The sequence below is a fragment of the Maritalea myrionectae DSM 19524 genome, assembly GCF_000423365.1.
Taxonomy (GTDB): Bacteria; Pseudomonadota; Alphaproteobacteria; order Rhizobiales; family Devosiaceae; genus Maritalea; species Maritalea myrionectae.
In genome coordinates, this window is sequence record NZ_AUHV01000005.1 from 218,394 (window position 1) to 239,026 (window position 20,633).

The 20,633-nt window shown below is 53.2% G+C and carries 19 protein-coding genes; 13 read left to right on the forward strand and 6 right to left on the reverse strand.

All coding sequences use genetic code 11. From position 1 onward, the window contains the following. Positions 1-13: 13 nt before the first annotated feature. From G549_RS0114955 to G549_RS0114975, 5 genes are all read left to right on the forward strand, one after another. Positions 14-1,384: a formimidoylglutamate deiminase gene (locus tag G549_RS0114955; protein WP_027835704.1), complete on the forward strand. Its 1,371-nt coding sequence runs from the start codon at positions 14-16 to the stop codon at positions 1,382-1,384. An 8-nt stretch (positions 1,385-1,392) separates the two neighbouring features. Continuing rightward, positions 1,393-2,121 carry a histidine utilization transcriptional repressor HutC gene (locus G549_RS20555; RefSeq protein ID WP_051213914.1) on the forward strand — a complete coding sequence of 243 codons (729 nt, stop codon included), beginning with the start codon at positions 1,393-1,395 and terminating at the stop codon, positions 2,119-2,121. A 67-nt stretch (positions 2,122-2,188) separates the two neighbouring features. Next, complete coding sequence (locus tag G549_RS0114965; protein ID WP_027835705.1) at positions 2,189-2,788, forward strand: response regulator; 600 nt, start codon at positions 2,189-2,191, stop codon at positions 2,786-2,788. Between the two features lie 95 nt (positions 2,789-2,883). After that, positions 2,884-5,037 (forward strand): methyl-accepting chemotaxis protein, encoded by a 2,154-nt coding sequence (locus G549_RS0114970; RefSeq protein WP_027835706.1) that lies wholly within the window; start codon positions 2,884-2,886, stop codon positions 5,035-5,037. A 111-nt stretch (positions 5,038-5,148) separates the two neighbouring features. After that, positions 5,149-5,616 (forward strand): MmcB family DNA repair protein, encoded by a 468-nt coding sequence (locus tag G549_RS0114975; protein ID WP_246778384.1) that lies wholly within the window; start codon positions 5,149-5,151, stop codon positions 5,614-5,616. Here the strand turns inward: G549_RS0114975 and G549_RS0114980 are convergent. From G549_RS0114980 to G549_RS0114990, 3 genes are all read right to left on the reverse strand, one after another. Next, the gene (locus G549_RS0114980; protein WP_027835708.1) at positions 5,613-7,202 is read right to left on the reverse strand and encodes an MBL fold metallo-hydrolase; all 1,590 of its coding nucleotides are present in this window, start codon (positions 7,200-7,202) and stop codon (positions 5,613-5,615) included. The two genes, G549_RS0114975 and G549_RS0114980, sit on opposite strands and share 4 nt — an antisense overlap. Positions 7,203-7,303: 101 nt before the next feature. Beyond that, positions 7,304-7,858 (reverse strand): ActR/PrrA/RegA family redox response regulator transcription factor, encoded by a 555-nt coding sequence (locus G549_RS0114985; RefSeq protein WP_027835709.1) that lies wholly within the window; start codon positions 7,856-7,858, stop codon positions 7,304-7,306. Between the two features lie 78 nt (positions 7,859-7,936). Continuing rightward, positions 7,937-9,250 carry an ActS/PrrB/RegB family redox-sensitive histidine kinase gene (locus G549_RS0114990; RefSeq protein WP_084634208.1) on the reverse strand — a complete coding sequence of 438 codons (1,314 nt, stop codon included), beginning with the start codon at positions 9,248-9,250 and terminating at the stop codon, positions 7,937-7,939. 174 nt (positions 9,251-9,424) lie between these two features. On the opposite strand from G549_RS0114990, the gene G549_RS0114995 reads away from it, so the two are divergent. The 4 genes from G549_RS0114995 (at position 9,425) to G549_RS0115015 (ending at position 12,091) form a co-directional block, all read left to right on the forward strand. Then, positions 9,425-9,880, forward strand: coding sequence for a DUF2852 domain-containing protein (locus tag G549_RS0114995; RefSeq protein WP_027835711.1), 456 nt, complete (start codon positions 9,425-9,427; stop codon positions 9,878-9,880). Between the two features lie 163 nt (positions 9,881-10,043). After that, on the forward strand, positions 10,044-10,775 hold the full coding sequence (locus G549_RS0115005) for a M48 family metallopeptidase (protein WP_027835712.1): 732 nt from the start codon (positions 10,044-10,046) through the stop codon (positions 10,773-10,775). Between the two features lie 105 nt (positions 10,776-10,880). After that, positions 10,881-11,390, forward strand: coding sequence for a TetR/AcrR family transcriptional regulator (locus tag G549_RS21530; RefSeq protein WP_027835713.1), 510 nt, complete (start codon positions 10,881-10,883; stop codon positions 11,388-11,390). A gap of 11 nt (positions 11,391-11,401) precedes the next feature. Then, positions 11,402-12,091 carry a DUF1295 domain-containing protein gene (locus tag G549_RS0115015; protein WP_027835714.1) on the forward strand — a complete coding sequence of 230 codons (690 nt, stop codon included), beginning with the start codon at positions 11,402-11,404 and terminating at the stop codon, positions 12,089-12,091. Here G549_RS0115015 and G549_RS0115020 read toward each other — a convergent pair. After that, positions 12,085-12,975 carry a LysR family transcriptional regulator gene (locus G549_RS0115020; protein WP_027835715.1) on the reverse strand — a complete coding sequence of 297 codons (891 nt, stop codon included), beginning with the start codon at positions 12,973-12,975 and terminating at the stop codon, positions 12,085-12,087. The genes G549_RS0115015 and G549_RS0115020 overlap by 7 nt on opposite strands. 139 nt (positions 12,976-13,114) lie before the next feature. On the opposite strand from G549_RS0115020, the gene G549_RS0115025 reads away from it, so the two are divergent. The 3 genes from G549_RS0115025 to G549_RS0115035 are packed head-to-tail and all read left to right on the forward strand — an operon-like array spanning position 13,115 to position 15,371. Next, a complete protein-coding gene (locus tag G549_RS0115025; protein WP_027835716.1) occupies positions 13,115-13,678 on the forward strand; it encodes an ester cyclase in 564 nt (187 codons plus the stop codon). Next, positions 13,675-14,343, forward strand: a complete 669-nt coding sequence (locus tag G549_RS0115030) for an NADPH-dependent F420 reductase (RefSeq protein ID WP_425528546.1) — start codon at positions 13,675-13,677, stop codon at positions 14,341-14,343. The genes G549_RS0115025 and G549_RS0115030 overlap by 4 nt, the downstream gene beginning before the upstream one ends. 50 nt (positions 14,344-14,393) lie before the next feature. Next, a complete protein-coding gene (locus tag G549_RS0115035) occupies positions 14,394-15,371 on the forward strand; it encodes a glutathione S-transferase family protein (RefSeq protein ID WP_027835718.1) in 978 nt (325 codons plus the stop codon). Here the strand turns inward: G549_RS0115035 and G549_RS20565 are convergent. Further along, complete coding sequence (locus G549_RS20565) at positions 15,368-17,431, reverse strand: transglycosylase domain-containing protein (RefSeq protein ID WP_051213916.1); 2,064 nt, start codon at positions 17,429-17,431, stop codon at positions 15,368-15,370. The genes G549_RS0115035 and G549_RS20565 overlap by 4 nt on opposite strands. A gap of 163 nt (positions 17,432-17,594) precedes the next feature. On the opposite strand from G549_RS20565, the gene G549_RS0115045 reads away from it, so the two are divergent. After that, positions 17,595-18,077: a GNAT family N-acetyltransferase gene (locus G549_RS0115045; RefSeq protein ID WP_036223031.1), complete on the forward strand. Its 483-nt coding sequence runs from the start codon at positions 17,595-17,597 to the stop codon at positions 18,075-18,077. Positions 18,078-18,126: 49 nt separating this feature from the next. Here the strand turns inward: G549_RS0115045 and gyrB are convergent, their stop codons facing one another. Next, complete coding sequence (gene gyrB, locus G549_RS0115050) at positions 18,127-20,556, reverse strand: DNA topoisomerase (ATP-hydrolyzing) subunit B (protein WP_027835720.1); 2,430 nt, start codon at positions 20,554-20,556, stop codon at positions 18,127-18,129. Positions 20,557-20,633 lie beyond the last annotated feature (77 nt).

Genomic DNA, 20,633 nt, shown 5'->3' on the forward strand with positions numbered 1-20,633 from the left:
TATTAGGTGAGTAATGACTTCGCTTTTTGTCAAATCAGCATTGTTGCAAACTGGCTGGGCCCAAAATGTTCGGGTTGTGTGGGAGAACAGCCGCATCATCCAGACGGAAGCAAATACTGTCGCCCACGCGGACGATTTGGATTTGGGCGATCAAATCTTGCTGCCTGCAATCGGCAATTTGCACTCTCACACGTTCCAACGGGCCATGGCGGGGCTGACCGAATATCGCGGCGAAGACCGCGACAGTTTTTGGAGTTGGCGGCACCTTATGTATCAGTTCCTTGACCAGCTGACGCCGGGCGATCTTTATGTGATTGCCCGCTATGCCTTTATGGAAATGTTGGAAGCAGGCTATAGCGCGGTCGCTGAATTTCATTATGTGCATCATCAAGTGGGCGGCGCAGCCTATGACAGCTTGGCCGAAACATCCCATTCGATTATCCACGCGGCGCAAGATGTGGGCATCGGGCTCACTCACTTGCCCGTTTTTTATGCCTATGGCGGTGTCGATCAGCGCCCGTTGCAAGGTGGGCAAAAGCGGTTTGGCAACGCGCTTTCTCAATTCGAAAAACTGCTTGAGCAATGTAGCGATCTGCTGGGCAAAATGCCTGAAGACTATCGGCTCGGCTTGGCACCTCATTCTCTGCGCGCGGTGAGCAAAGACCAGCTCGATGCGTTGGTCGCCCTGCGCCCGCAAGACCCCATCCATATGCATATTGCCGAACAAGTTGCCGAAATCGAAGAAATCGAAGCGCAATATGGCCAACGACCCATGGCCTGGTTGTTTGATCATGCTGAAGTGGATGAGCGCTGGTGCCTGATTCATTCAACACATTTGACGCAGGGTGAAACTCAAAAGCTGGCGCAATCTGGCGCAGTGGCGGGACTTTGCCCGATCACGGAGGCCAATTTGGGCGATGGCATTTTCAACGGCGTCAACTATTTGGGCGCGAATGGCATATTCGGCATTGGCTCTGATTCCGACATCCGCATTTCATTAAGCGAAGAATTGCGCGTGTTGGAGCATTCCCAACGTTATCGGCACAACGGTCGCGCCATGTTGGCGCCCAAAAATGGGTCGAACGGCGCGACCCTGTTCAAGGGCGCAGCCAATGGCGGTGCGCGTGCCTTGGGGCGCGATCACGGCGTTATCGCGCCGGGGAAGCTGGCGGACTTTTTCTCGCTGGATCGCGATCGCATGCTTGGGCAGGGGCTTACGGGCGACAAGCAGCTTGATCATTGGATTTTTGCCAGTGATGATCGGGCGATCGATCATGTGTGGTCCGCCGGGCGACATATGGTTGCGCGCGGTCAGCACAAAAATCATGCGTCCATTCGCTCAGACTATATTGCCTGTTTGAAAAAATTACGCAGTGACCTATAAAACGCCCCATGACAGAACGTAGCGCCGCTTCTCCCTATCTCACCATCAAAAACGATTTGCTTGCTCAAATTCGGGCCGGGCAATTGCGGCCAGGCGATGCGGTGCCGCATGAAGAAACCATTGCACAAAATTATGGCGTTGCACGGGCCACGGTCCACCGCGCCTTGCGGGAATTGGCCGAAGAAGGATTTGTGGAACGAAAGCGGCGCGCGGGCACCCGCGTTGCGGCGGCTGGTGGGCGCACCACCAAGGTGGATATTGCCTTGGTACGCACGGAAATCGAACGCACCGGTGCACCCTACCGATTTGAAATTGTAAGCCGCAATGTGGTGCAAAATGATGCTTTTGCGCAGCGTATCTTGCGCGTATCGGCCACCCAGCCGGTGCTGCATCTGGAGGTTTTGCATTACGCCGGTGAGCGGCCCCACCAGTTGGAAGAACGCTGGATTAATTTGGATGTGGTGCCCAGCGCGAGAGATCAGGAGTTTACGGATTCCAACCCCAATGAATGGTTGATTGCAACCATGCCCTATGCCGAGGCGGAGCATAAGTTTTCGGCGCTTAACGCCAATGCACATCAGGCGCAGGCCCTTGGTGTGCCCGAAGGCGAAGCCTTGTTTGTGATCGAACGCCGCACCGCCTTGGACGCGAAAACGATCACCTATGTGCGCATGCTGCATCCGGGCCAAACCTTTGCCATGGCAGCAACAAATTTCTCTTTGTCGACAAAAAATTAACGCCCGAATGATAAGAACTTGGTTCGGCACATAAGAGTGGGATTTTGTGTGCTGATAGGGGAATCTTATGAGTTTTTTTGATGTTGCGACCAATATGGGCGGCAACAGCGCCCAGATTGCGCTGATCGATGATTTGGCGCGCGATTTGGGTTTTCGGCAGGTCACGCACTATTCCGGTTTGGTGGCAACGGAAGAATTGACTCGAAAAGTGCCGAACAATTTCTTCCTTTTTGCCAGCGATGGCGAATTAGAGCCCATCAAAACCCAAGTCCAAAATATTCGCAGCAGCCCACGACCCCGCGTGCGCTATTCACCTCTTATCTGCTTTGTTGAGGTGCCGTTGCCCATGCTGGTTTCACAATGCATTCAAATTGGCTTTGACGATATTCTCACCCTGCCATGGGACCCCAAGCAGATGATGCCCCGTTTGCGCCGTCAGCTCAACACGCCAATCACTTACTTTGAGACGTCGACCTATTTTGGGCCGGATCGGCGTCGTTTTGGCAAAAAACGACCGTCGACGGACAAGGTTTATCATAAAAGCCAAGGCTATCGCCGCATTGATATTCGGCGCGATCTTGCTCACGGCGTGCAAATTCTGGGCGACACGACGGTGGGAAATATTTCTAAACGACATAGCCATGTCTCGTGGAGCGCCGCTGGCTAGGCTAAGCATTATTCCGTACACATGCCGGAAACAGCAATTAACCAAAGCTGCAAGATAATGGCCGCATAGATTTACTCTTATTGCGAGCCATTGCCATGTTCAAATTGCCAACCCTCAATATTGCTGCCCGTTTGCCACTTGCTTTATCCATATCTGCCTTGGCCATTGGCCTTGGCGTCGGGGTCGCCAGCTTCTTTATCAGCTCCCAGACCGTCAACTCCATGACAAAAGAAAAGCTGGAAGCGATTGTCGAAAGTCGCGCGATCGCGCTTGAACGCTATTTCGCACAGGTCGAAGATGATTTGTTGCTGCAATCCAAAAATCCCACCGTCATTGAAGCCGCGAAAGATTTTGCGACCGCATGGAGCCGCATCGAGGGAGATGCTCAAACCATTTTGCAGCAGGGCTATGTGGCGCAAAATCCATTCCCCCTCGGCGAAAAGGATAAACTGCAACAGGCCAATCTGGGCATTTGGTATGATAGCGTGCACGAACGATATCATAGCTATTTCAGCGAGTTGATGACCCAAAACGGGTATTACGATGTGTTCCTGTTCGACCTCGCTGGCAATCTGACCTACACAGTGGCCAAAGAAAATGACTATGCCACTAACTTCAAAGAGGGAGGTGGTCGTTGGTCTTCCTCTGACTTGGGGAAAGCCTATCGGGCGGGGGAATCGCTTGCACCGGGCCAAACAGCTTTTTTCGACATTGCGCCCTATGCGCCCAGCCAGAATTTGCCCGCGACCTTTATGTCGACCCCCTTGATTGACAAAGCTGGCACCCGCATTGGTGTCTTGGCTTTCCAACTGCCCGTGGAAGAGTTCACCACCATCATGCACGATAAAACTGGCCTGGGCCAAACAGGCGAAACCTTTATCGTTGGGGCAGATCATCTGTTTCGCAATGATTCAGACTTCACCGAAGAAAATGACATTTTAACCACCAGCCTGGACTATACAGCGATCGATGAAGCTATTCAGGGTGAACGTGGCTTCACCACCACAGATGATTATCGCGGACAAGAACTCTATTTGCTCACGGTGCCGTTTAGCTTTGGCGGGGTCAATTGGGCGGTGACTGGCGTGAAGGGCGTTGCCGAATCCAACCAACCCGTTATCGCTTTGCGCAATGCCATGATGATGATTGGGGCGGGCTTTCTCGTGGTCATTGTTGTGGCCGGGGTTCTTTTTGCCCGCACCATCACGCGCCCCATCGCACGGCTTTCCACCACAATGAAGGACTTGGCGGAAGGCCAACTGGACGTGGACATTGAAGGCACGGAAGGTAAAGATGAGCTCGGAGACATGGCCCGCGCTGTGGATGTGTTCAAGCAAAACGCCATCGAACGTCAACGACTTGAAACGGAAAGCGAAGCGGAATCCAAAGCGCAGGCAAAACGTCAAGCACGGATTGAGGAGCTGATCACGCATTTCCGCACAACCGTTGGAGACGCCTTGGAGTTGGTCACCAAAAACAGCGCGCAAATGACCGAAACGGCGAATATGCTCAATGACATTGCCACCAACACATCCGGTCAGGCAGGCGATGCAGCCAATGCCTCCAAAGAAGCCTCTACCAATGTGAAAGCGGTTGCGGCGGCGGCCGAGGAACTAGCCGCCTCGATTGAAGAGATTTCACGGCAGGTGTCGAAAACCAACACCATTGTCAATTCCGCTGCCGATGCCGCACAATTGACCAATGGTCGCGTCACCCGGCTTGCCGCCGCTGCGCAAAAGATTGGCGATGTGGTCGCCCTCATTCAAGACATTGCCGAACAGACAAATCTTTTGGCCCTGAACACCTCAATCGAAGCCGCACGGGCGGGCGAAATGGGCAAAGGCTTTGCTGTTGTCGCCACGGAGGTCAAATCTTTGGCCAACCAAACCGCCAGCGCCACGGAAGAGATTTCGGCCCAGATCACCGAAATTCAAGATTCGACCAAGGATGCCGTTGCCGCCATCGAGCAAATCGCGGGGACCATGACAGAGGTGACCCAGTACACAACCTCGATTGCTTCTGCGGTGGAAGAACAAGGTGCCGCCACGGCGGAAATCAGCCAAAGCGTCACCCAGGCCGCGACAGGCACCGAACAGGTGGCGGGCTCCATCAACACCGTGACCAACGCCGCAGACGAGACCAACCAAAGCGCAAATCAAGTGTTGGTTGCTTCTCAAGATATGGCGCAACAGGCCAAAACGCTAAGGACCACGGTAGACCAGTTTTTGACCGAGGTCGCGGCGGCCTAGCGCACGTCACATCAATAAAAGCTAGGGGCGCTTTTGGGCGCCCCTATTCTGTTGTGTTTTGCTTGTGCGTTGCTTCAATTGGGCTAAACTTGCCTGATGAACTCGGATTCGATGCAAAATTTGCCCCCCATTGTGGATGGCCGACAATCAGAAACCGCCTTGCGGGTGCAGCGCGGCTGCATGCGCTTTTTGCGGGCACAACATGATATTACCTGTTTTGCTGAAGTGCCCTTGGCCAATGGAAGGCGCGCAGATTTGCTGGGTGTGACGCCAAAGGGCGAAGTTTGGATTGTGGAGATCAAATCCAGCCTTGAAGATTATCGGGTTGACCAAAAGTGGCCCCAATATCATGAGTTCTGCGACCGTTTTTTCTTTGCCAAACCACCGGAGCTGGCGGCCGAGATTTTCCCTGAAAGTGAAGGCCTTATCGTTGCCGACGGGCATGGCGCAGATATGATGCGGCCCGCATCCCTAGATAAAATGGCACCCGCCCGCCGCAAAACGCTGATGATCAAACTGGCACGGTTGGGCGCCGACCGCATTCATCAGTTGATGGATCCGGGGCCAAGCGCGCTTTAGACCTTATCCAATTCGGCATGCAGCCGCTTCATCAGCTCGAGGCGTTTTTTGTCGCTCGATTCCTTGGCCAAAGCATGGCTCAGTTCAATGGAGAAACGGGCAAATTCAGCAGACCAATCTTGCGTGAATTGTTGCGGATCGATGCGCAAATGCTCGGGTTGATGCACCGCGCCAACGCCATTGGCGCGCAGTTCAAACTGATCATCCAATTGTGGCGCAATCACTTTATCCGGGCCCAAGCCTTTTGCTGCTAGGGCTGTTTTCATGGCATCGCGCCCCTCATCCTCGCCATGGGTGAGGAAAATGGCCCCATGCGCCGGCAAGCGTTCAGCAATCCAATCCATAAGCTCGGAATGGTCGCCATGGGCGGAATAATTGCCGATGGAGCGGATGGCGGCGCGCACAATATGGTTTTTACCATGGATGCGCACTTCATCTTTGCCCGATTTGATCACATGGCCAAGGGTGCCGGGCGCTTGATAGCCTACAAACAAAATGGTCGATTTGGGATCGGAGATATTGTTGCGCAAATGGTGTTTTATGCGCCCTGCATCGCACATGCCAGACGCGGCCATTATGATCGCACCGCCATTGATGCGATTGATGCCTTTGCTCTCCTCCACCGATTCGACAATGCGAAAACGGTCGTCAGCGAACAATTCTTCTGGGTCCAACTCCACGTCCTGCAATTCAGCAGCGTGGCGCTTAAACACGGACGTGACACGGCGTGCCAACGGCGAATCAAGAAACACCAATTGCGGATCGATTTCCCCGCGTTTGATCAGCACGCCGATATCATGCAGCAATTCTTGACTGCGCTCTACGGCAAAGGCAGGGATCACCAAATTGCCGCCATTGCCCAACGCCCGATTGATTTCTTTTTTTAGCGCGGCGCGCCGTTCGTCCAGCGAGTAATCGTCACGATCGCGGCCACCATAGGTGCTTTCGCACAGAATATAATCAAAGCCGGAAGGGGCATGCGGCTCTAGATAGAACACTTTTTCGTCCGGCCCGAGATCGCCGGAGAACAGCATTTTGATGGTTTTGCCATCATCATCCTGCACATGCACTTCAATGGAAGAACTACCTAGAATATGGCCCGCGTTCCAAAACCGTGCCTTTACGCCAGGGCCGGGCTCAAACCATTCTTCATAAGGGTGGCCCTTGGTCCGCTTGAGCGTTTCTTCTGCGTTCTCACGCGTATATAGCGGCTCAACCAGTTCTTCGCCTTTGCGGGCGCGCTTGCGGTTATGCCGCTCTGCCTCATATTCCTGGATGCCCGCGCTGTCGGGCAGCATATAATCCAACAGGCCCGTGGTGGCGGCTGTGCTGTGGATTGGCCCCTCAAATTTATGTTTGACCAGCTTTGGCAACAAGCCTGCATGGTCAATATGAGCGTGCGTCAACAACGCATAATCGAGCTTCGCTGGATCAAATGGGAAGGGCTTATAATTGAGGGCGCGGACCGTCTTGTTGCCTTGAAACAGACCACAATCGACAAGGAATTGGCCCTTGGGGTGGGTAACCCGATAGCAAGAACCTGTGACCGTGCCCGCGGCCCCGTGAAATGACAAAACTACGCCCATGAATTTACCCTCTGTGCCGAATTTCTTGCTGTATAGACATCAGCTTAGCAGCAGGTGGCAACAGACAAAAGCCAAACAGGAGTGCGGCCCGATCTTTTTTTCTACCGTGGCGCGCGCTTTGCCAAAATGCGCTGCAATGTGCGTCGATGCATGTTCAATCGACGCGCCGTTTCCGACACGTTGCGATCACACAATTCGTAAACCCGTTGGATGTGTTCCCAACGCACCCGGTCGGCCGACATTGGGTTTTCCGGTGGGTCCGCTTTGATCTCGTCCTCATGCGCCATCAACGCTTTGAACACATCGTCCGCGTCCGCTGGTTTGGCAAGATAGTCGACTGCACCCAATTTCACGGCGGTCACCGCGGTGGCAATATTGCCATATCCGGTGAGCACGACTGCGCGGGCGTCGGGGCGTCTTTCTTTGAGGGTTGAAACCACCTCCAACCCGTTGCCATCTTCCAAGCGCATATCAACAACGGCAAAAGCGGGTGGATTGGATTTCACCTGCGCCATACCGGCAGCAACGCTATCTGCGGTTCGCACATCAAAGCCACGCTTTTGCATGGCCCGCTCAAGCCTGGTCAAAAAAGGTTTGTCATCATCGACAAGAAGTAAGGACAGGTCTTTGTCCAAAAGTTCTGGGACGCTGGTCATCTTGGTATCCTCGCAATTGATGCTATATGGCATCATTTCAACCGAAAGGTCAAAACCATCTCATTTTGTACGTTTAAATCACCTGGCCAGTTCAATCACCTGTCTTGGCCATGCTATTTTGACGCAGGCGTGGCGCCCTTCATCACGGTTGAAAAACGCCAATTGAGCGCCCGTGCGTTCAAGCAAAGTCTTGGCAATAAAAATGCCAAGGCCTAGCCCGCCGGGTTCAGTCGGGTCGCTATCATTCATATCCTTAGGGCGTGTCGTAAGGTAAGGCTCGCCCATGCGCATCAGCATATCCTGAGTGAAGCCGGGACCATCATCACAAATTGATATCTCCAACGTTCGATCAGTCCATCGCACACTGACTTCAACCCGTGATTCGGCAAAATCAACCGCATTTTCGATCAGATTGCCCAGCCCATAAATCAACCCAGAATTACGAGCCAAATTCGGCTGCGTGCCTTCGCCTTTTGCGTCCACGTCAATATCGATGCCAAAAAAGCGCTGTGGTTCGGAAACTTCCGCCACCAAGTCGCTGGCCGTGAGCTCAGAAAAATGCTGCTCCTGGGTGTTGAGGTTGCGCAGTTTTTGCAAAATCTCGCGACAGCGCGTGGCCTGCTCGGTGATCAGTTCCAAGTCTTTCTTCAAAGATTGCGGATCGTCGAGATCGGTTTGCATTTCCTTTGCGGCCAAGGCGATTGTCGCCAGCGGAGTGCCCAATTCGTGCGCCGCCGCCGTGGCCAGCCCATCAATTGCGGACAAATGCTGCTCGCGGGCCAAAACCAGTTCGGTAGCGCTTAAAGCATCTGCCAATTGTCGCGCTTCATGCGCGACGCGGTTGGTATAGGCGGACGTGAACACCACGCCACACACCAAAGCCACCCAAATGCCAAATACATATAGATTGTTGATCAAAAACGGCTCGCTGCCGGACCAAGGCAACGGCATATGGAAAAGGCCCAGCAACGTGATGATGGCAATCGCCAAGCCGCTAAGCCCCAATGTCCATCGATAGGGCAATGTGGTGGCGGATACGCTAACCGGAGCCAACAACAGCAAAGCGAACGGGTTATAAAGACCGCCTGTCAAATATAATAGCCCACCCAACTGCAAGGAATCATACGCCAATTGGGCGGCTGAGAATTGCGACCGAAGCCGCAGGGTCGCGGGATACCGCACCAAGAAAAACACATTCAGCCAAGCGGACATGGCAATCAAGGTGAAACAGGCCGCCAACGGCACATCATATTTAAGGATGAAGGCCACCACCAAAACGCCGGCGCTTTGCCCGGCCACGGCCAACCAACGCAGGCGAACCAACGTGTCGAGCCGCAATCTATGGTGCGCGCTATAGGCCAAAATCGGTTCTGATTTGTCAGTTTCGGTCAAATTTCGCTCCTATTGGTGGCGATTTCGCGTGGAAAAAATATGCAAAAATCCCCATTTTCCGGCGCTCTGGGCCTTACGTGATGTGTTTTCAAGACCCTTTTTGCAAAAAATTGCGGCTTGAAGCCAGCAAAATCCCCCCCAAATCTAAGTCATCGTTGATGAAGAGGTGATAAAATGAGCACACAGTTGATTAAACCAGAATGGTCCCCCCTGACCATTGGTCTTATGGTTCTTGGCTTTATTGTTTTCTGGCCGCTTGGCCTCGCCATGTTGTTCTACATTTTGTGGGGCGAGCATTGGGGCGGTTCAAGCGACAAAGCCGAAAAGTGGATGCACAAGCAGAAGCATAAAATGAAGGGCTGTCGTGGCAAGCGCTACCGTCGCCACCACGCCACAGGCAATGCGGCGTTCGACGAATATCGCGAAGCTGAGTTTCGCCGGATTGAGGAAGAGCGTGCACGCCTAGAGCAAGAACGTGAAGAGTTTGAAGAGTTTTTGCGCAATCTGCATATGGCCCGTGATCGCGAAGAATTTGACCGCTTTAAATCGGATCACCGTGCGAAGCGTCATGATGATGAAGATGATCGATCTTCACGCCGCGACGACCGCAAGGATCGGGACGACTATTAAGATTTAACAGCCTTCTCCCCGCCCTTGCGCTTTTGCCCCCGAACAAATTGCGCAAGGGCCCCTGACCCCCAAAAACTTAGATCTGATCTTGATCTGGCGCTCCAAAAATCTGGAGCGCCTTTTTTGTTGCCAAATCAGTCCCAATTGAGGGAAAATCACATCCATGATGTTGAAACGTCGCGCAGCGATTCCCGAAAAATTGCAGATTGATCTTGCCACAGGTGAACTAGAGATTGTGGTGAGCCAGAATGCACGTGCCAAGCATTATCGTTTGTCGTTGCATCCGAAAAAGGGTGTTGTGCTGACCGTGCCTAAACGCGGCAATTGGCGCGATGCGCAAAATTTTGTTCATCGGCATCATGATTGGTTGAGCGACCGTCTTGACCAAATTCAAAGCCCCGCGATTTTGGCCCCCGGCATGGCGCTGCCGCTGCGGGGCGAACCGCACCACCTCATGTCGACAGGCAAGCTTCGCGGCCTTGTCGCCCAAGACACGGGCAACCAACAGATCATGGTGCCAGGCGCGCCAGAGCATTTTGCACGAAAGCTCGGCGATTGGTTGAAGGCAGAAGCGCGACGGGATTTATCCACCCAGGTTGCAGCGCACGCTGAACGCCTATCCCTATCACCAAAGGGGATCACCATTCGCGATCAAACCAGCCGGTGGGGCTCGTGCAGTTCGTCGGGCCAGCTCAATTTTTCATGGCGCTTGGTTTTGGCGCCACCATTTGTGCTTGACTATGTTGCCGCCCACGAAGTGGCGCATTTGCGCGAGATGAACCATTCGCCGCGCTTTTGGCGTACGGTGAAAGAAACATTGCCCGACATGAAGCGTGGCCATGATTGGCTCAAAGTGCATGGACGTGATTTGATGCGCTATCAAGTACATCGCTAATCGCACCAGCAATTTTCACAAATTGAGATGGTTGACTTGACGTAGGCCTATTCATTTCCTACATACATACCGACCAGTCGGTCTGTATGTAAATTGGAGTTTGAGATGCCTACTACCACCAAGGAACAATTGCTCGAGATCGCCTTTGATATGTTTTTGGCGCATGGATATGACGGTGTGGGGATCAGCGAAGTTATCAAAAGAGCGGGGGTCTCTAAGGGCGCGCTCTATCATCATTTTACATCGAAAGACGATTTGATCGCTCAAATATTACAGCGCTATTTTCTCGATGGATTTGCGCAGATGGACTTTGAGGCGCTGGCGCAACAGCCTGCGCACTCGCAACTCGGCCAGTTGGTGGACGGCTATCAAAACCTTTTCGGCCCAACAGCCGCGCTGCGCAAATATGGGCTTGCACGTTATTTGGCTTTGTTTTTCGACAGCTTGTCGCGCAACGAACAGTTCGCTGCGGCTGTTGCGCGCTATTACCGACAAATAGAAGCCGCGCTTCATCCTGATGCACAGCCTTATTTACGGCAGATCGAAGGAGAGATTTATCTCTCCACCGTCTTGCAGCGCGATCCTGAATTTTCGTTTATTCCGGCCACATTTTAGGAGCACATCCCATGGAACTTTATGGCTCGAAATCCAAATCCATTCCGCAAAAAATCACCCTTACCCTTATTGAGCTGGCCCTTATTGGGCTTTCAAGTTGGATCATGTTTGGCAATGGCGGCCAAACTTTCGCAAGTCTTTTTGGGTGGACGCTGCCCGCCCAAACGCCTACGCGCTATGGGGTGATACTTGCCTTTAACATCGTCATTTTATTGCGTATGGGCTTCATGATGTTTTACCTGATGAAACGCACTTTGCCCTGGTCAGAGGCATTCACGGTGCCGTCTGCTTTCGCCATCTATTATGTGGGCTTTGCTATTTTGGTGCTGCCCAATGGGGCACCGCTGGGGCCTGTGGATTTTTTCGCCATTGGCCTATTTGCACTGGGGTGCATTTTAAACACAATGTCCGAATTGCAGCGGCATATCTTTAAAAAAGACCCCGCCAACAAAGGCAAGCTTTATACTGGTGGACTGTTTGCCTATTCAATGCACATCAATTTCTTTGGCGACATTGTTTGGGTCGCCGCCTATGCACTGGTGGCGGGCCATTGGTTGGGCGCAGCCATCCCGGTGATGCTGTTTTGCCTGTTCGCGTTTTACAATGTCCCCATGCTGGATGATTATTTGCGCGACCGCTATGGCGACGCTTTCAAAGATTATGAAGCGCGGACCAAAAAGCTGATCCCTTTCATTTATTGAGAGCGGGACAAGGCGCGGGCCAGAAAATCGATTGCGGCCCGCACCCGTGCCGGGCGATTCCGGTTGAGCGGCAGCACAGCCTGGATTGGCAAGGTCAGCGAGGGATAGTCCGGCAAAAGCCGCACCAGCTTTTCCGCCGCCACGTCCGATTGCACAACAAAATCCGGCACAAGCGCAATGCCTTCACCCATCATTGCCAGATTGCGCATGGCGGTAGCGCTGTTGGTGACAAATTGCGGCTGAATCGCAATATTGCGGGTTATCCCGTCTATCTGAAAAGGCCAGCGCGCCCCGCCGCGATAGTTGGCATCCTGCAAACAAATATGATCGCTCAAATCATCTGGCGATTTCGGCGTCCCATAATGATCAAGATAGGCCGGGCTTGCGACCAGCCATAAGTGCGATTCGGTGAGTTTGCGCGCCACCAAATTGGAATCACTGAGCGCGCCGATACGCAGGGCGAAGTCAAAGCCGCCTTCGATCAGATCGACATAGCTGTCTGATAAGCGCACATCAAAGCTAAGGTCCGGATGCTCTCGCTTAAGTTTGGCGAGCAATGGCAGTAGAACCACTTCGCCAAAACTCACTGGCGCTGAAATGCGCAAATGCCCGATTAATTGTCCCTCAGCCTGCTTCAGCGCCGAATGGCTTTCATCAATGCGGGCAATTATGTCCTGGCAATCAAGATAATATTGCTGACCGGCCACTGTCAGGCTTTGGCTGCGGGTCGTGCGATTGAGCAGCTTGACGCCAACCTGCGTTTCAAGCGCAGCCAAATATTTGCTGGCCAGTTTTTTTGAAATGTTCAGTCGGTCTGCTGCGGCTGTAATTGTGCCGGCTTCCACCACCGCAAGAAAGGTCCGCATACCATCAATCATATCCATATTATTGTGAATATACCGGCGACAATATTTCGTCAATATCTATGTTTTTCGGAATAAAGATTTCAATCATATTCCTTTCAACGCCGCACAACACAAGCCTCCAAAATGATGCGGTGCAACAAACTGAAAGGAAATAGACATGTTGAAACAAACTCTTATAACAACACTTCTGGCCACCGGCCTCACCGCAAATGCATTTGCTGAAACGCAAGAAGCCATTCCGGGCGGGATCACACAAGAGCAATATTATACCGGCGGTGGTGCCGCCACTGAGGTGGATGAAAAGCACCTCGAAAAGTTCGATGCGCTCGATTTTGAGATTTTCTCTAATCAGGAATGGGACCGGGTCCACGAAAGCCATGATGAGGACATTATTGTCACCTGGCCCGATGGGCACTCCACCCGCGGTATTGATGTGCACATTGAGGATCTGAAGCGCTTATTTGTCCATGCGCCAGACACACAGATCCGCTTCCATCCCGTGCGCCTGGCCACCGACAATTGGACCGCCGTTGTCGGGGTAATGGAAGGCACCTTCACTGAGCCCCTGCCTATTGGCAAGGGCGAATTTATCGAACCTACCGGCGAATCTTTTGAACTGCAGATGGCCACCATCGCCTTCTGGCAGGACGGTCGCATGATCCATGAATGGCTGTTCTGGGACAATGAAACCTACGCCCGTCAACTTGGACTGATCGAATGACTTTACTCAACAAACTCCTCAGAAAGGATAGAAAAATGACATATGCAATTATTGGTACAGGCAACATCGCCAGCGGTTTGGCCCGCACATTGGCCGCAAAGCACAAGGTATTGGTTGCCGGACGCGACGCTGACAAGGCGGACAAACTGGTCAGCACCGTGAAAAATGCCAGCGCGGTAGCCATAGATGAAGCGCTCGACACCGCCGAGATCGTATTTCTCGCCGTGCCGTTTGATGCGGTGAGTGAATTGGCCGCCCGCTATAATTTTGACAACAAGATTGTTGTCGATGTCACCAATCCATTCAAGGCAGACTTCTCCGGGCTGACCTTTGGCTATGATTCCTCAGCTGCCGAAGAAATTGCGCAGCTTTTGCCCAATGCCCATGTGGTCAAGGCGTTGAATACGATCTTTGCCCAGGTCTATGAGCAGGGTCTGATTTTTGAGGGCCGGAAAGTGCCCGCCTATGTGGCGGCTGATGATGATGCGGCCAAACAAAAGGTGGTCACATTATTGGCTGACGTCGGGTTTGACGCGGTGGATGCGGGCGGCCTGCTCAATGCGCGCTATCTGGAGCCGCTCGCCTATCTGAATGTGCAGTTTGGCTATATGTTGGGCCAAGGCACACAAATCGCGCCAGCCTGGCTTTCCCGCCAGCCTGCCTAAGTGCAACAGGGCGCGATCTTTTGGGTCGCGCCCTTTTTAAGGAGCTTACTATGCTTGTTGATGGAAAATGGCAGGGCGATTGGCACCCTTATCAGGCCAAGGACAAAAAGGGGCGCTTTGTGCGTCAGGAGTCGGCGTTTCGCAACTGGATCACACCCGATGGGGCGCCAGGGCCCACCGGTGAAGGCGGCTTTGAGGCGGAGCCAGACCGCTATCATCTTTATGTCGCCTTGATCTGCCCCTGGGCGTCGCGCACCTTGATGGCACGCGCGCTCAAAGGCCTTGAGGATGTGATCAGCGTAAGCGTGGTCAACCCGCAGCTCAGCGCAGAGGGGTGGTCCTTTGGCGGTTTTGAAGGGGCCGATTTGGACCGGCTCAATGGGGCGAAATATATGCACCAGATTTATACAAGGGCTGATCCCAATTACACCGGGCGTGCCACGGTGCCTGTACTTTGGGATAAAAAGCGCCAAAGGATTGTGAACAATGAGAGCGCGGATATTTTGCGCATGCTCAATCATAGTTTTTCCGCGCTAGTGCCTTCCAAAAATGACCTTTATCCAGAAGAACTGGCGGATCAGATCGAAGACCTGAACAGCTGGCTTTATCACGGGCTGAATAACGGGGTTTATCGCGCTGGCTTTGCACAAAGTCAGGATGCCTATGAAGAGGCGTTTGATGAAGTCTTTGCCACGCTGGATCGATTGGAAGAACGCTTGGCAGCAGATGGGCCATACCTATTTGGCGAGCAACTGACCGAAAGCGATATTCGATTGTTTGTAACGCTTGCGCGGTTTGATGTGGCCTATTTCGGCCTGTTTAAGACCAATCTGAAAAGGGTGCAGGATTATCCGCATTTGCTGCGCTTTGCCCAACGCATATATGCGTTGGACGGTGTGGCTGCGACCGTCGATCTTGAGCATATCAAGGCGGGGTATTATTCGGTCAAAGCGCTCAATCCGCGCCAAATAATTCCGGCTGGTCCAGACGATATCGGCTTTGCCATCAACACGAAAAGCGCTGCTTAACGCGAGAATATCTCGTTAATCAGGTCGCCCAAATTCCGGCGCTGGCCTTCTTGGGGCCGCTGGGTCATTGGCTCAAGGCTTTGATTGTCAAACCGCACATTGCCGCCGGGGATTTGGGCGACAGCGAGCCCTTCATGGGCTTTTTGCATAAAATCGTGCCAAACTTGAACCGGCACATTGCCACCGCTGGCATTGGTGGGCGTGTCATCATCATTGCCCACCCATACGCCGGTGACCAAACGGGCGCTGTAGCCGACGAAGAGCGCATCGCGGTTCTTCTGAGAAGTGCCGGTTTTGCCAGCGATCGGCCAATCGCCAAATCTTGCTTTGCGGCCTGTGCCTACTTCGACAGCATGGGCCAACATATCGTTCATCATTGGGATATGTTCGGGCGCCACGACCCGACCGGGGCCCGCTGGCTGATGATTATAAAGCACTTCACCTTCGGCGGTTTCGATGCGCGAAATCACCCGTGCAATGATGCCTTCGCCACCATTGGCAAAAGGGGCGTAGGCTGCGGTCAGTTCCAAAAGCGAAATGCCCGTGGTGCCCAGTGCGCTTGAGGGCACGGGGTCGATATTGCTGGAAATCCCAAGCTTATAGGCGGTCTGCGCCACATTTAGCGGCCCCAGTTCGATGGCCAGTTTAGCGGCCACCAAATTGGACGACACCGCCAATGCGTCGCGCAGTTGCATGGTGCCACGGGTTTTGCCACCAGCATTTTGGGGCGACCAGCCCTTATAGGTGAAGGGCGAATCGTCAACCACGGTCTCAGGCCGATAGCCATTTTCCAAAGCGGTCAGATACACAAAGGGTTTAAACGCGGAGCCAGATTGTCGCCGCGCTGTGACCGCGCGGTTATATTGGCTTGTGGTGTAATCAATGCCCCCGACAATGGCCTGCACTGCCCCATCAGGCGTCATCGACACGAGCGCCCCTTGGCTAAACGCACGCTCTTCGCCCTGTTCGCGCACAATTTCTTTGATTAAAAACTCGGCCTGTTTTTGCAATTCCCAGTTGATGGTGGTGTAAACAATCACATCCTGTTCCACCTCACCAAGATAATTGTCCATCAAGGTTTCCACCCAGTCAGCGACATAATATTCGGTGCCGGTGACACGTGTCCGGATCCGCTTGTTGGGGTCGATCGCGGCGGCCTTGGCCTCTGCTTCAGAGATATAGCCTTCCTCCGCCATCGCGTTCAGCACCACGCGGGCACGAGCGGCTGCACCTTCCGGGTTTTTGTTGGGCGCGAGGCGAGACGGCGCCTTCAGCAGGCCCGCCAGAATTGCAGATTCACCCAAGGATAAATTGCGCGCTGACTTGCCAAAATAACGCTGCGACGCCGCTTCAATCCCGTAAGACCCCGCACCAAAATAAACCCGGTTCAAATAGAGCTGCAAAATTTCATCTTTGGTGAAATTTTGTTCCAGCCAAACCGACAGAAGCGCTTCCTGGATTTTCCGACCATAATTCTGATCCGGCGTCAAAAACAGATTTTTGGCCACTTGTTGGGTGATGGTCGATCCACCGCCGGTAATCCGGCCCTCAATGGTGTTGTTCACAAAGGCGCGGGCGATACCGATGGGATCGATGCCGAAATGGTCATAAAAACGCCGGTCTTCAATCGCCAACACGGCTGCGGGCACAAAATGGGGCAATTCATGGATGGATATGGCCTCGCCGCCCATTTTGCCGCGATTGGACAAAAGCTGTCCATCGGCCGCAACAATGCGGATATTCGCCGGACGATCAGGGATGGCCCACGTGTCTGATGATGGCAGCTGCATGCCGTAATAGGCGACAATGCCGCCAACGGCAATCAGCGCCCATACGCCCAGCACAACGCCCCAATAAAACAGACGACGGAACACACGCCAGAACGTCCATTTCTGCTGCTTCTTCGCCTTACGACGCGTCACTTTCTTTTTGGGATTCGCCTTGCTGCTGGCCGCAGTTTTGGCCTTGGTGCGCGCACGCGTCTTCTTGCCCTTTGTGCCGCCAATACGGTCAGCATTGGTCAATTTCAGGTCTGACGATTTGGAAGGTTTACGCGCCACCAATTACCCTCACGGATTTGATTAAAAGTCGAGAAAAGTGCTTATTCACTTTAAATGTGGCCGGTTTATGGGGTGTAAACATTTTTGCAACAGCCCAGACTTACCAGTTTCATTGCATTGCTGAACGCTGAATCAATGTCTAAATGCATGTTTTGACCAAATTATGAGTATTGTTGTGACTTTTGAAATTAGACGCGCCTTGGTTGAAGATAAGCCCGACATCAAAGGCATCTTGCTTTCAACCTTCACCCACACGTGGAAACCGCAGCTCAATGAGCGCGGATTGGCCAAGGCTGCGCAATTCGATCAACGGGTCGATGACTATCTTGATCAATATTGCTCCCACATTTTTGTGGCGGCGGAAGGCGGCAAAGCTATAGGCATGGTGCATTGGTTTGGTGATTTCGTTGCGGCGCTGCACGTGTCTCAAGAGGCTCAGGGGCGTGGCGCTGGTAGCGCGTTGCTGTGCTATGTAGAAAATGAAATCCGACAGGCTCATGACAAGGTGCGGTTGGAAACAGACACGTTTAACACGCAGTCGCGCGCCTTTTACAAAAAACACGGGTTTGAAGAGATCAAACAATATCCTGATGAGGAATGGGACAGCGGTCTGACCACAATTTTGCTCTGCAAACGCTTGTCCTAAAAAAAAGGCGCCAATCGGCGCCCTTTTTTGCTTAAATATCGAGGTCCACCTAAACGTCGAGGTTGGCGACGCTCAGCGCATTATCTTGAATAAATTCGCGCCGTGGTTCCACCAGATCGCCCATCAATTTAGAGAAGGTTTCGTCAGCAACGTCACTTTCCTTCACATGCACGCGCAGCAGTGAGCGGGCATCTGGATCAAGTGTTGTTTCCCACAATTGATCGGGGTTCATTTCGCCCAAGCCCTTATAGCGCTGCATGGAGATGCCCTTGCGGCCAAAGCTGGTCATCGCATCATAAAGGGTGAACGGCCCGAAGATTTGCTGGCTTTGATCCTTGCGTTCCAATTTGGCCAGTCCCTCGAACAGATTTTCGAGATAGCCTGCCAGCTTTTCCAAATTGCGCGCATCTGTTGAGCGCAGCAATGCGCTGTCGACTTTGTGGCTTTCTAGAACGCCGCGCACGGTGCGCGAGAAGACGTAGCCTTCTGTCGGATCGAACGTGCCTTCCCAGCCCTGCTCGGTCTCCGCAGAGACCAAATCCAATCGCTGTGCGACGGTCTGAGCCATTTTTTCGCCTTGGGCGGGATCTTCAAAAACGGAAAGGTTCAACGCGCCAGAAATGGCACATTGCTCGACGATCTGCCGATCATAGCGCGCATTTAACCCGTTGATGGTGTGCACAATATCGCGACTTTTCGAGGCCAAATCCATCAAATCCTGGCCGGTGTGGGTCACGCCTGCGGCGGTAATCAACGCCGCATCTTCAAGGCCAGCATTGAGGAGGTATTCTTCCAGCGCGCGTTCGTCTTTCAAATATTGCTCAGACTGGCCGCGCCGCACTTTGTAAAGCGGTGGCTGCGCGATGAAAATGTGGCCATTCTCGATCAATTCCGGCATTTGCCGATAAAAGAAGGTCAGCAAGAGCGTACGAATGTGTGCGCCATCCACGTCCGCATCGGTCATGATGATGATTTTGTGGTAGCGCAGCTTTTCAATGTTAAATTCTTCACGACCAATAGATGTGCCAAGGGCCATCACAAGGTTGCCAATTTCCTGGCTCGACAGCATCTTGTCGAAGCGCGCCCGCTCCACGTTCAAAATCTTACCGCGCAACGGCAATACGGCCTGGGTGCCCCGGTCACGGCCTTGAGTGGCCGATCCGCCCGCACTATCACCCTCCACCAGGAAGAGTTCTGATTTGGTCGGGTCTTTTTCCGAGCAATCTTTAAGCTTGCCGGCGAGATACGATACGTCCAGCGCTGTTTTGCGGCGGGTCAGTTCGCGCGCCTTACGTGCGGCTTCCCGCGCGGCAGCAGCTTCCGCCACTTTCGAGACGATCGTTTTGGCTTCAGCAGGATGCTCTTCAAACCATTGGTTCAAGCGGTCATTGACCACTGATTCCACCACCGGACGCACCTCGGAAGACACCAATTTGTCCTTCGTCTGAGAGGAGAATTTGGGGTCTGGCACTTTCACCGACAGCACACAGGTGAGGCCTTCACGGCAGTCATCACCCGTCAATGAAACTTTCTCACGCTTCAACACGCCGGAACGATCAGCATAGCCGGTGACCTGGCGCGTCAGCGCGCCACGCAACCCGGCCAAGTGGGTGCCGCCGTCGCGCTGCGGAATATTGTTGGTGAAGCACAGCACATTTTCGTGGTAGCTCTCGTTCCACCACAGGGCCAGCTCAACGGTGATGTCATCTTTTTCAACGGTGATGTAGATCGGGCTTTCGATCAGCGCTTGTTTGGATTTGTCCAAATAGCGTACGAATGCTTCCAGCCCACCTTCATAATAAAGCTCGACAGACTTGTCTTCGCCGTGGCGCAAATCTTTCAAAATGATGCGCGCGCCAGAGTTCAGGAACGCCAATTCACGCAAGCGGTGCTCCAGCGTGTCATAATCAAACTCAACCATGGTGAAGGTTTCAGTCGACGGCATAAAGGTCACTTTGGTGCCTGTTTCGTCGCCTGCATCGCCCACCACTTCCAGCGGTGCATCTGACACACCATGGGTAAAGCGCATCCGGTGCACTTTGCCTTGGCGGCGAATTTCCAGCTCGAGCCATTCCGACAGCGCGTTCACCACCGACACGCCCACGCCGTGCAAACCGCCAGAAACCTTATAGGAATTTTGGTCAAACTTGCCGCCAGCGTGCAGCTGGGTCATGATCACTTCAGCGGCCGACATGCCTTCTTCTTCGTGCATATCGGTTGGAATGCCGCGCCCATTATCGGTAACAGAAACTGAGCCTTCGGGGTTGATGGTGACGGTCACATAGTCAGCATGGCCAGCCAGCGCCTCGTCAATCGCGTTATCAACCACCTCATAAACCATGTGGTGCAACCCGGAGCCATCGTCGGTATCCCCGATATACATGCCCGGACGTTTGCGGACCGCGTCGAGCCCCTTGAGCACGCGAATGCTTCCCGCACCATATTCATCAGTTTTTGGGGTTTGATTTTCTTCGCTCATTTGCACCGAATCACAATCTGTTTAGCTTCTCTTTTTCTAGACCGTTTTCAGCCTAAACCAAAGGGTTGTGGCGGTTT

Excerpts from the sequence above, each read along its gene's own strand:
- gyrB (WP_027835720.1), bottom strand. The coding sequence starts at position 20,556 with ATGAGCGAAGAAAATCAAACCCCAAAAACTGATGAATATGGTGCGGGA.
- G549_RS0115005 (WP_027835712.1), top strand. The coding sequence starts at position 10,044 with ATGATGTTGAAACGTCGCGCAGCGATTCCCGAAAAATTGCAGATTGAT.
- G549_RS0115025 (WP_027835716.1), top strand. The coding sequence starts at position 13,115 with ATGTTGAAACAAACTCTTATAACAACACTTCTGGCCACCGGCCTCACC.
- G549_RS0115015 (WP_027835714.1), top strand. The coding sequence starts at position 11,402 with ATGGAACTTTATGGCTCGAAATCCAAATCCATTCCGCAAAAAATCACC.
- G549_RS0114985 (WP_027835709.1), bottom strand. The coding sequence starts at position 7,858 with ATGACCAGCGTCCCAGAACTTTTGGACAAAGACCTGTCCTTACTTCTT.
- G549_RS0114955 (WP_027835704.1), top strand. The coding sequence starts at position 14 with ATGACTTCGCTTTTTGTCAAATCAGCATTGTTGCAAACTGGCTGGGCC.
- G549_RS0114975 (WP_246778384.1), top strand. The coding sequence starts at position 5,149 with ATGCAAAATTTGCCCCCCATTGTGGATGGCCGACAATCAGAAACCGCC.
- G549_RS0115035 (WP_027835718.1), top strand. The coding sequence starts at position 14,394 with ATGCTTGTTGATGGAAAATGGCAGGGCGATTGGCACCCTTATCAGGCC.
- G549_RS0115020 (WP_027835715.1), bottom strand. The coding sequence starts at position 12,975 with ATGGATATGATTGATGGTATGCGGACCTTTCTTGCGGTGGTGGAAGCC.
- G549_RS0115030 (WP_425528546.1), top strand. The coding sequence starts at position 13,675 with ATGACTTTACTCAACAAACTCCTCAGAAAGGATAGAAAAATGACATAT.
- G549_RS0114980 (WP_027835708.1), bottom strand. The coding sequence starts at position 7,202 with ATGGGCGTAGTTTTGTCATTTCACGGGGCCGCGGGCACGGTCACAGGT.
- G549_RS0114965 (WP_027835705.1), top strand. The coding sequence starts at position 2,189 with ATGAGTTTTTTTGATGTTGCGACCAATATGGGCGGCAACAGCGCCCAG.
- G549_RS20555 (WP_051213914.1), top strand. The coding sequence starts at position 1,393 with ATGACAGAACGTAGCGCCGCTTCTCCCTATCTCACCATCAAAAACGAT.
- G549_RS0114970 (WP_027835706.1), top strand. The coding sequence starts at position 2,884 with ATGTTCAAATTGCCAACCCTCAATATTGCTGCCCGTTTGCCACTTGCT.
- G549_RS0114995 (WP_027835711.1), top strand. The coding sequence starts at position 9,425 with ATGAGCACACAGTTGATTAAACCAGAATGGTCCCCCCTGACCATTGGT.
- G549_RS0115045 (WP_036223031.1), top strand. The coding sequence starts at position 17,595 with ATGAGTATTGTTGTGACTTTTGAAATTAGACGCGCCTTGGTTGAAGAT.
- G549_RS21530 (WP_027835713.1), top strand. The coding sequence starts at position 10,881 with ATGCCTACTACCACCAAGGAACAATTGCTCGAGATCGCCTTTGATATG.